The organism is Pectinatus haikarae, from assembly GCF_015732185.1.
GTDB classification, from domain to species: Bacteria; Bacillota; Negativicutes; order Selenomonadales; family Selenomonadaceae; genus Pectinatus; species Pectinatus haikarae.
The window spans coordinates 674,662-684,545 of record NZ_WIQM01000016.1 but is presented as its reverse complement, the minus strand read 5'-3'; the positions used below and the strand labels follow the sequence as shown (position 1 = coordinate 684,545).

Genomic DNA, 9,884 nt, shown 5'->3' with positions numbered 1-9,884 from the left:
CTTATGCCTCCGTTAATGTAATAGAACCTGTCAGGGTATTAACATCCTTTGTCTCGAATTCTTCCTTTGCCGTATACCTTACGGTATAAGTTGTGTTATCCAAAGGACATACCCACTCAAATGTTAACGCTGAAAAATAAACAGTATTCCGCAGGAAATCTGATAAAATTAGATAGTCACTTTTTGTGATGGCATCCCACTTCAATTTCCATGATATACGGCTTTTCGTAAATTTACGGCGCCCGACCTGCGAACCATCGTCCATTTTTGTTAAAAGGCTTGTATCTTCCGGGTCTATAGTAGTTCCATAGGATGGTTTTATAATGCCCGGAAATGCAATTGCATCACTCATCCTACCATCCCCTTAAATATATTTCTGATGTTAGACTCATTATTGGCAACAGCTTCCAATACAGCGGATACCACATATTTTTTACCGTCAAATTTTACGTTGCCGGAAGTTGTTTTTATCTGCTGCCCTGTTTTATTTACTAAAGTCATTTGAACAGATGGAGTACCATGCACAGCAGCATTATTATTATTTGCAGTGCGATTTAAGATATCTGCTGTTTCTCTTGCATTATAAACATAACCTGGTGTATTTGTGTGTATAAGTTCTGCACCATTTTCACCAACAAGAGCATATCCGCTATCCATTTCACCCCCACTGGCGTAAGCAGACACATTACCAAAGGTATATGCACTGCCGAAAGTATATCCAGCCCCAGATGATGTTGAATCAGTCAAAAGTGATTGCATTTTGGAAAATGCAATATCATATGCACTTGATGGACCCGAATATGCACCTGTATTACTGCCAAATATGGTCATAATACTGTTCATGACAAGTCCCTGCATAATAATCTTTGTCATAGTGTTAAGAATAGTATTACCAACATCTATATACAGGTTTTTCATGCGTTCTGAAAATGACTTATTTGTTGTCAGCAGATCACTAAATACACCTTCGATATCACCGGTTACGCTATTCCATCCACTTTTCATACTTGACTGTGCATCCATTTGATAACTTTTCATTTCACGCATAGTGGACTTCCAAGCATCATTTGTTGAATATTTACCTTTGTTTTCAGCTAATTCCTGTTGTTTTTCAACAAGTTCCTTAGTTAATGCGAGCCTATCCTTGTATGAAATATCTGTTTGGTTTAATTCTTCATTTAGGACCTTGATATATCTTTCTAATTCCTTTTGTTGCTTAATATCTAAATTACTTTCGTAGTCATTTTGTAAATAGCTCATATCAGAAAGATGTTGTTTTATTTCATCATGCTCAGTACTTGCTAAATCACGTAAATCTGATTCCATCTTAGTCTTAACTTTTTTATTTAGGTCATCTAAATAATTTTGAGCAACCTGTGTATCTTTATCATTCAATCCAGATGTTTTCACAAAATCCTTGAATTGGTCATTATTGGCATTTATATCAGCTTGTGCTTTATCACGAATAGCACTGCCTCTAGCGGTTTGGTCAGGACTTAACTCATCATTCATATAAAGCGTTTCTTCAATCTGTTTGCGCCGCCTTATGCTCCAATCACGGTAAGCCTTGGTATCGGATATCTGTTTTAATCGGCTATTTTGACTTAAGGCAAGCTGAGTCCCGTTCGGTGTATATCGAGAAAATGAAGTAGGCGCTAAATTTACGCCAGCACCTAAACTATTATAATCAGCCTGAACCTGTCCTTCATATTCGTCTGTGCCTTCACCATAATGCTTAACGCCTTCCCATATATCGCCATATTGATTTATCTTATCTTGTAATATAGTAATTGCGGCTTTAGCATTTTCAAGTGGATCCGTATCATAAGCTGGATAAAGGGCAGAAATATTAGAACGACTGCCATCATCATTAGCAACATCTTGCCCCGGCGTGATCTGAAACATGCCACGAGCATCAGAATCAGGATTATAGGCATCTTCATTGATATTATTAACATCGTCACCACCAGATTCACGCATGGCCAGCGCAATCAAAAGTGGTACGTTATCAAAGCCTAATTCTTTTGCCGCTTCTGTAATTACCCCAACTGCATCAGTCTGTGGAATGGCAGCCTGTGATTGACTAATGTCCGGCTGCGCGTTATATTCGGGAAATAATTGAGACACCGATACATAACCAACTGGCGCTCCGAAATCTCCTTCAACACTGTTTTTTTCAACCACACCTGTCGAACTATTAGCACCAACATATCCGCCTTCACCGTTGCTTATAACAATATGATCACCGCCTAATACAACAACACCGTCACCAACATTTGGCATATACCCATCGCCTGCCGGATGCCAAGCGCCATTATCCGATGCATATTGTTCAATAGCATCTACTGTCCTACCTATAGACACTCCTGTTGCCTGTTCAATGCCATCAACAAATAATTTGCCACAATCAGTATAAGAAACACCATCACCACCAAGCTGATAAGGCATGCCGTCTTTTGATGCGGCTATATTATAAAGGTCTGCACCTAAACCGCCGCCCATAGTGGTATGTTGAGCCGTTGTATAGCTCAGGGTCTTTAAATTAACAGCCGCTCCGTGAATTTGTTTAACAATATCGGCCCATTCTTTTTTATCTTTTGATAAATCAATTTGCAGCTGCGTCCCATTTATATCAAGAATTTTTTCATCAAGGCTGGCTAAAATACTATTTATTTTATCGTTAGCCTGTTTGATAAGCTGCGCATTTTTATTAATAGTGTCAGAATATTGTTTATTGGCTTCAGCAATCTGCTGTTCTTGGTGGGCAAGCTGACGAGCAGCCTTTTGAGTCGACTTATCGTTATCGTCACCAGAATATTTACCTGTTACCTGCCCCATTAAATCTTTAATTGCTTTTTGGGTATCTAAATAGTGAGGATCCTGTGATAGCTTTTCTTGGATAGCCAGCCAACGATCTTGTTGTGATTTTTCTTCATCAGCTTCTTTTTGTATTTCAGCATCATAATCAGCTTGTTCTTTAGCGGCTTCCTGTTCCCTTATATCTTCATCATTATAATTATCAATGCTATTGGAACTACTCATCCCTATACCAAACTGACCGAATAGTTTTGACGAGTATGAATCGATTCCGTAACTTGGCAGCCCTTCTGAATTAGCGGCAGGTGTTATATCACCATTTTGTTGATAAGTATAATATTGCCCATTAGGTGCTTGAAACGTATGTTCTCTAGTATATTTTTGTTCTTTTTGGAAATAATCATCAAGCTTAGAAGTGGCATACATTGTCATTAGAGCAACTGTTACCCAGCCTCCAGCCAACGTAAATACAGAAGATGCTAAATCTTTTACAATAGTTGTCGCCGTACGTCCAGCTGTAACCATTTTGCCGCCCGTAACTTCAGCAGTAGCCCCGGCCCCAGCTATAACAGTTGCTGTATTAGCAGCTTCACCCGTCAAAGCTGCTTGCGCTGCTGTACCCGCAGTTGCGCCTTCAACAGCTTTTGCTCCTGCTGTCGCTGCAGCTGTTCCCTGCCAATCAAAAGCGGCATTAGTTTCTAATATTTTTTGAGCAAGTTCAGTTTCACCCATTTGGATAAGTTCGATGGCACTTGCAGCACGAGCTGACATTGTACCCGCAGCAACCCCCTGCGCATCTAAAGAAGTATTTGTTTCTAGTATCTTTATAGCAAGTTCGTTTTCACCAGCCAAAAGGGCAGCGTTTGCACCTCTAAAAGCAGTAGCAGCAGTTGTAGCGGCTAACATTTTACGTGTTTCAGCGCTAGTAGTATTTGTCACTACCTGCCCCAACTGTGCTTCTAAAGCTATTTCTGCAGCAATATTTGTTTTACTGACTTTCGGGGCAGAAGTAGCAGCAATAGTCGCCATTGATGTTTGTGCTTCTTTTAAATATGCCGTCTTTTGCGCCGTCATGGCCGCTGTTTGTGCTTGCAGTTGAGTTTTTGTTTTAAGAGCGGCACGCCCTAAGAAGGTTTCTGCTTCTGTCGCGCCATTTAATACATTCCTATAATCCAAGATATAAGAATTAATGCCCCGGCCTATCCACGTAACCATTAAAACTTCACCCATTATGGCAGCATGCTGTGATACAAAATCAATGCCTGCACCAAGTGCATGTAGTGCCGGAACGCCTACACCACTGATATCTGTAACGAATCTTTGAAACTGATTGCCAAAGTTCATTAAAACCTGCCCCGCAGATGCAATTCCTTCTATCATATCCGGATTTACATATTCTACCTCACGAGTTTGATTGTTAATTTTAACAAACTGGTTGGCTATATTTGCTAATTCATCGGTTACTGATTTCAGTAATGGCGTTGCACCTAAACCACCGACACGAGCCATCGCTTCCTTTAAATGGTTCCAGCGTCCTTCTAGTAGTTCAAGGTAATTTTGATTGGCTTCCATTTCACCTTGAAGTCTGGTGCTTAGGAAATTAAATAATCCATTAGCTGATTGTTTGGCCTGCTGAATATCTTCATTAGTAAGACCTAAAACGGCACCTAATTTTGTACGCTGAACATTTTTACCACTGATTAGATCCTGTGCATCACGCATTAAAATGTTTCCGTTTAAGCCTAATGATTTACCAGTTGTAGTTAGGGTACCCGCTAATTTCAACGTCTGTTCAATAGACATTCCGGCATTCAAGGCGTTCGGCAACATTGCCCTGAAAACGTCAGAAATTTCTCTTGTTGAGGCCCCCGTTACTAATGCCTGATCACTAAGTTCTTGCATAAGTTCTTTAGACATACTTAATGACTGATTCCATGTAAGGGATTCTCCATTGATCTGCCCCATAGACATTAAAGACCCCGCAAGAGATACCGCACCGGTCTGCATTGTAGTATAAAATTCAAGCGCCGCCCCGATAGTTGAATGCATAGCATCACCAAGTCCATTTACACCTGCTATAGCTAAAGCATAACTTGTAGTGTTGGAAAGAATAGAATTAAGCGACATTATGCTTGTGCCGGCATTTGAAAGGGTGGAATTTAACGAGCCTACATTACCACCTAAACCCTGTATGCTACGTGATGTTTTTTCAGCGGATGATAATACGGACCGAAAAGCTCCTGTCGCATCGTCTTTACCTATAATGTTGATTTGTACATCATTTTGAGCCATAATATCACTTTCTTTCCATTTTCTTCCTGATTTTTTCTATCGTGTAAGCTTCCAACGCTTGGATCTTTAAAAGCATACCTGGTGAAACATCAATATCAAGCTGTTCTGCTATAGCAAACATGGCCAAGTAATTAAGCCCTGCCAATACAGGCACCATTCCACCTGACCACTGCCATTGAGTTTGCGTACGACTCCATAAATTATATGTAACATAATTTATTGGCATTAGTTCAGTCTGTTTTGCGTCACAAGTTTCGCAATCCGTATTTTCTCCGGCTGCCTTACATGATTCGCAATAGTCTGCCCATTCATAGGTCCATGACCAGACATCTATTAGTTTTTTTCGGACAATTTATCTCCATAGGTCAGATCGTATACCATACGTCCAAATGCTAAGCATACATTATTAGGCAGATCAGAGAAATTAAAAGATTTATAGACATTATCCAAAATCCAGTCATAGCAGCCTTCCTGCACAACAAGAGGACTACGTTTATCCGTGAATACCTCTTTTAAATAATTATTATGTGACTCATCAAGTTCTTTACGTTGTTTGCGAGTAAGCGCTTTAAGTTCTGGCAGTTTCTTTTCCGTAATCAACTTTTCAATATATTCCTGCTGTTCTTTATAAATCTGTTTAGCTTTTTCCTGATTCTTTTTTTCTTCATCTGTCATTGATGAAACCTCCAATTATCCTGCATATGATGATACATCATTAATAAGTGTAGCAATAACCGCTGAATTGCCCGAATCATTGCTGTAATAACCTTTATAGCTTAATGTAGCCGTAACTCCTTTAGGCCCATCTACAGTAGGGGTAGCACGCTCAAAAAGCAATTCAGGTAATTTAATACTTAAACTGTACTGACCATTGCTGTAAATTAATTCCAAAGATGTTTCGGTACCATTTATTGCCTTATCGAGCAAAGATGTGTCAATAAATAATGCTTCAACCGAGCCTGACGGAGTTAAAACACCTTCATTGATAGCTGGACGGATACCAGAACCGTTAAGACAATAAGTATCGCCATCTAAACCATTATCAATATCGAGCTGTATTTTACGGCATGTAGCAAGTGTATTGCCACCTTCTTTTACTTCGGCATTTACGTTATTAAACCGTAATAATGCTAAAGAACTTGGAGCTGCGGTAAGAGGTACAGCCGCTTCCACTTCGTTAGCCGCCATCATATCCATTGTGTAAGTTGTTTCATTGTTTCCAACTTGGGCAGTCAGCGAAAATTTATTAACTTTCGCACCCAGGTACCGAAAATATTTGCCAATATCAGAAAACCCTTTTTCAATTGTCAAAGATGGCACGCTATCGCCAACTTTAAATACATGCTGATAAAGCGCTGCACCCGTTGTTGATACACCATTAGTCATATTAAGCAAATCACCTAAATATGTTCCCGATGCTGCCGCCGTCATTTGACTAACAGAACTTGTTGCACCAGTCGTACCTGATGTTATTGTGATTTTCTGTGTGCCTTCATCATAAGATACTATTACCGCACTAAACTTTGTATTAGCCGCCTGTATTGCTGCTTGAATTGCTGTGGCAATAGCAGACATAGACACTACAGATGCGAACGTAATACCTGTTACATCGGAGGCAGTGCCATCAATTGAAATATGAAAAGATCCTGTGGTTATTTTTGTCCAGTCTTCTAAAGTTACGTCAATCGGACTATTAGAAATTAAGTTGCCTGACGTACTTAAAGAAGTGGTTGTCGGCACACCGATAACTGCCTTTAAAGCCAGACCTATATTACGGACATCAAGCGGTAAATCGAGTTGCCCCGATACATCAATCTGTCCTAAACCAGGTTGCACAGCATCCCTGCGCCCAGTAATCGTATTTGATGCTATTTGATTTTGCTTAGAAGTTAAAGCATTCTTATTGAACGGCATACGATATATTGTTCCGGTTGATGGAAGAACCCCGTATGTAGATTCAAATACTAGATTAAGAATGCTTTTCATGCCCTTTGCTTGCATTGTCAATCTCCTTTCAATATGTCAAAATCTCACCCATAGCGGGTTCAATATTAGTTGTTGCTAACATAACTCCGGCAAACTGCGGGAAAGCGGTGACCGGAGAAATATCATACTCAATTTTTGAAATAGGATAGCCTGTTTCTTCCGCACAGGTCTGTAATACTTCAAAAATCATCTGTCCAAATTCATCACATTCCTGCATGCCGGAGATGATAATTTCTTTTGCTTCCGAATAGTCATTAAACGGTTTTTTAACGCCATCTACTAACACGTTTGGCTGTGCGATTACCCAAGCAACCCCGACTGTATAAGTAAGCGGGTCTGAACCTTCGCCTTTTCGTCCTGGCATTACAAGAATGTAAGGACAAAAATCTTCATCAGGTGCCTGCCTTGGATTTGCGCCGCCTAAAAAAATAGGAGCCCTCCCATAATTAGCTTGGCAGAACTCCTGAATTTTATTTGATTGCTCGAGCGCCGTCAGCCATTTGGAACATATTGACCATAACGGCAATGTCATTTCCATTTACTCACCTACTTATAAACCTTATATATACGAGCACTACTTGCCGTAGATCTTACATCATTACCGCAGATATAAGATACAAGCTTAGCCTGTACTGTCTGCATAGCAGTAACATTGACATCCGGTAATATGGGGGGGAATGTAGGACGAGCCGCAATAGTCAGTTCTGTCTTGCCCTTTGCAAGCTTAATGCCCGCTGCCGCAAATGCCCGACGTACATTATCAGTTACTTCGGTTGTAAAACCTTCCTGCTGCTTGCTGCCTAAATTTACAGCTGAACCGCTGAGCCAACCAACAGTAACAACACCTTCATCAGCTCGTGTCTTATCGTAACCTACAGCTTGTTTCAAGCGGCCCATTATCTGATAATGTGATTTAACATTACCACCCAGTACCATTTCTAGCGCCTGTCGCAATTTATCAGGCATTAAGGGCGTGTAAGATTCGTCACCCGGTGCACCTGACTGAATGCCAGACTTTATTAATTTTTGTGACTGATAAGCAGCAGATTTTAATGCACTAGCAATCCATTTCGGATTATTAGCAACCAAATCTTTTAAATAAGGGACTGCCATATCGTCATATTCTATTTGTAATTCCATTATGACAACCTCCCCATACTGACAGCTGACTCCTTAGATGCAAATCGTAAATCATACATGCCATTCACACATTGCTCTATAATATCAAAAGTATATTTATTACCATTGTATAAAATCTTATCGCCAGTATGTGGCTTGGGAATATCTGACTGCTTAATAGTAAAAGTAGCATCACCATAGCTACGGTCTTTTTCCTTTAAGTTCCGTTTTTCTCCTGACGAAGTGCCAATTTCAATTAGTGCTGAGATATTTTTATCAACGCCATCTGATGTATAAGTAATTGTTTCTGCCATTTCATCAGAATTAAAAAAAACACTGTCAACGTCAGCCAGCATATCGTCCTTCAATGTCATTTTTTGGTACCCATGGTTTTTTTAGGATCAACATCAGGAAGCTGCGTATCTTTTTTTACTTCATCAGAAGTTCCTGCTATTATTTTTAAGGTTCCGTTACTAGCGGCAGCTAATTTTTTGCCCTCATCATCGGAAATTCCTTTAATAACATCATCTTTTTTATAAGTCCTACCGTTGTGCCTTACTTTAAATTTATTAACTAAAATATCCATCAATAAGACCTCCTTAAAATGCCTTTACAGTATACCAGTCATCTATAAATTCTGGTTTTGGCACGCATTTAGATGCAACACGTATCAGTTGAGTATCTTTTCCTACTTCGCTCCACACTTTCGGTACATTCTTGCCTTCATAGGTTCTATAAACATTATCCTGTTCAAGCTGAGTCACAGCGCCGAAAAGCTGAGAACCACGACCACGAACCCCCATAATGAAGTAACCGTCAGGAATGTACTGCTGCAAAGTTCCTGTGCCATCATCATATACACCATCATAAGCCCATATCTGAAGATTTAAAGAACTAATAAAACCATAGAACATTACACCAGGTGCAGTAATACGCGGCTGGAACTGCATAAGAGTTAAATTATCTCTGTTTGGAATAGATAAATACTTAAGCATTTCACTGTTTTCTATGATTGCGTCTGCTGTTTTAAAGCTGCAAATAGCGATATCTGGTACTTTACCACTATTACGAGCTATTGTTTTGGACATATCCTGCATAACACTATAAGGAGTACCTGTAGTCGCACTCCAGCAATCAGTTCCAGATAAAGTAAGCTTCTGTGTCCAGTCAGCAAATGTTACAGTATCTACTAAAGCTGTTTTTCCGTCATCTGCATAGCCAGTAACATTAAATTCACCATATAACATTAGCTGAGCGCACATCCATTCAATACGGCGCACATTCATGTCTTGAAGTTCTGCCATATCTTTAGCGCGTAAAACTAGAGCACGCTGCGCCGGAGTCTGAACGGAAAATACATTTTCACCGAAAGAGCGGTTTTCAATATCCTTTATAGTAGTGGGACGTTGAGGTGCCATCATTGGTGGCTCATACTGTTTTGTCTGAAAACCAGTGCGCTGCATAGTTACTCCGCTGCCATTTTTAACAATGAATGGCGCAAGTTCACGACTTCCCTTTCTGTAATCAATTAATACAGTAGGAGTATTGAAAGTATTTTCATTCGGAAAAAAAGTGTCCCTGAAAAGTGTCTGAGGCGGATAACTTTCTTCTAATGCCTGCAAAAGTGTGTAAGTACTATTGATATCTAATCCCATTATTTACATCTCCTT

At 39.9% G+C, this 9,884-nt stretch carries 10 protein-coding genes; all 10 read right to left on the bottom strand.

Going from position 1 to position 9,884, the window contains the following annotated elements; all coding sequences use genetic code 11:
* Nucleotide 1: 1 nt before the first annotated feature.
* The gene (locus I6758_RS13885) at nt 2–352 is read right to left on the bottom strand and encodes a hypothetical protein (RefSeq protein WP_196595459.1); all 351 of its coding nucleotides are present in this window, start codon (nt 350–352) and stop codon (nt 2–4) included.
* Nucleotides 349–5,109: a transglycosylase SLT domain-containing protein gene (locus I6758_RS13880; RefSeq protein ID WP_196595458.1), complete on the bottom strand. Its 4,761-nt coding sequence runs from the start codon at nt 5,107–5,109 to the stop codon at nt 349–351. Before I6758_RS13880 ends, I6758_RS13885 begins: the two co-directional genes overlap by 4 nt.
* Before the next feature lie 4 nt (nt 5,110–5,113).
* Entirely contained in the window at nt 5,114–5,335 is a 222-nt protein-coding gene (locus tag I6758_RS13875) for a DUF1799 domain-containing protein (protein ID WP_196595457.1), read from the bottom strand.
* 107 nt (nt 5,336–5,442) lie between these two features.
* Nucleotides 5,443–5,784, bottom strand: coding sequence for a hypothetical protein (locus I6758_RS13870; RefSeq protein WP_196595456.1), 342 nt, complete (start codon nt 5,782–5,784; stop codon nt 5,443–5,445).
* A 15-nt stretch (nt 5,785–5,799) separates the two neighbouring features.
* On the bottom strand, nt 5,800–7,110 hold the full coding sequence (locus tag I6758_RS13865; protein WP_196595455.1) for a phage tail tube protein: 1,311 nt from the start codon (nt 7,108–7,110) through the stop codon (nt 5,800–5,802).
* Nucleotides 7,111–7,123: 13 nt separating this feature from the next.
* Nucleotides 7,124–7,633, bottom strand: coding sequence for a hypothetical protein (locus I6758_RS13860; RefSeq protein WP_196595454.1), 510 nt, complete (start codon nt 7,631–7,633; stop codon nt 7,124–7,126).
* Between the two features lie 8 nt (nt 7,634–7,641).
* On the bottom strand, nt 7,642–8,235 hold the full coding sequence (locus tag I6758_RS13855; RefSeq protein WP_196605802.1) for a hypothetical protein: 594 nt from the start codon (nt 8,233–8,235) through the stop codon (nt 7,642–7,644).
* Entirely contained in the window at nt 8,235–8,588 is a 354-nt protein-coding gene (locus tag I6758_RS13850) for a head-tail joining protein (protein WP_196605801.1), read from the bottom strand. The genes I6758_RS13855 and I6758_RS13850 overlap by 1 nt, the downstream gene beginning before the upstream one ends.
* Entirely contained in the window at nt 8,585–8,800 is a 216-nt protein-coding gene (locus I6758_RS13845) for a hypothetical protein (RefSeq protein ID WP_196605800.1), read from the bottom strand. The genes I6758_RS13850 and I6758_RS13845 overlap by 4 nt, the downstream gene beginning before the upstream one ends.
* Before the next feature lie 13 nt (nt 8,801–8,813).
* The gene (locus I6758_RS13840; protein ID WP_196605799.1) at nt 8,814–9,869 is read right to left on the bottom strand and encodes a major capsid protein; all 1,056 of its coding nucleotides are present in this window, start codon (nt 9,867–9,869) and stop codon (nt 8,814–8,816) included.
* Nucleotides 9,870–9,884: the final 15 nt, after the last annotated feature.

Coding starts and splice junctions, on each gene's coding strand:
- I6758_RS13885 (WP_196595459.1), bottom strand. CDS start 352: ATGAGTGATGCAATTGCATTTCCGGGCATTATAAAACCATCCTATGGA.
- I6758_RS13880 (WP_196595458.1), bottom strand. CDS start 5,109: ATGGCTCAAAATGATGTACAAATCAACATTATAGGTAAAGACGATGCG.
- I6758_RS13875 (WP_196595457.1), bottom strand. CDS start 5,335: ATGCCAATAAATTATGTTACATATAATTTATGGAGTCGTACGCAAACT.
- I6758_RS13870 (WP_196595456.1), bottom strand. CDS start 5,784: ATGACAGATGAAGAAAAAAAGAATCAGGAAAAAGCTAAACAGATTTAT.
- I6758_RS13865 (WP_196595455.1), bottom strand. CDS start 7,110: ATGCAAGCAAAGGGCATGAAAAGCATTCTTAATCTAGTATTTGAATCT.
- I6758_RS13860 (WP_196595454.1), bottom strand. CDS start 7,633: ATGGAAATGACATTGCCGTTATGGTCAATATGTTCCAAATGGCTGACG.
- I6758_RS13855 (WP_196605802.1), bottom strand. CDS start 8,235: ATGGAATTACAAATAGAATATGACGATATGGCAGTCCCTTATTTAAAA.
- I6758_RS13850 (WP_196605801.1), bottom strand. CDS start 8,588: ATGACATTGAAGGACGATATGCTGGCTGACGTTGACAGTGTTTTTTTT.
- I6758_RS13845 (WP_196605800.1), bottom strand. CDS start 8,800: ATGGATATTTTAGTTAATAAATTTAAAGTAAGGCACAACGGTAGGACT.
- I6758_RS13840 (WP_196605799.1), bottom strand. CDS start 9,869: ATGGGATTAGATATCAATAGTACTTACACACTTTTGCAGGCATTAGAA.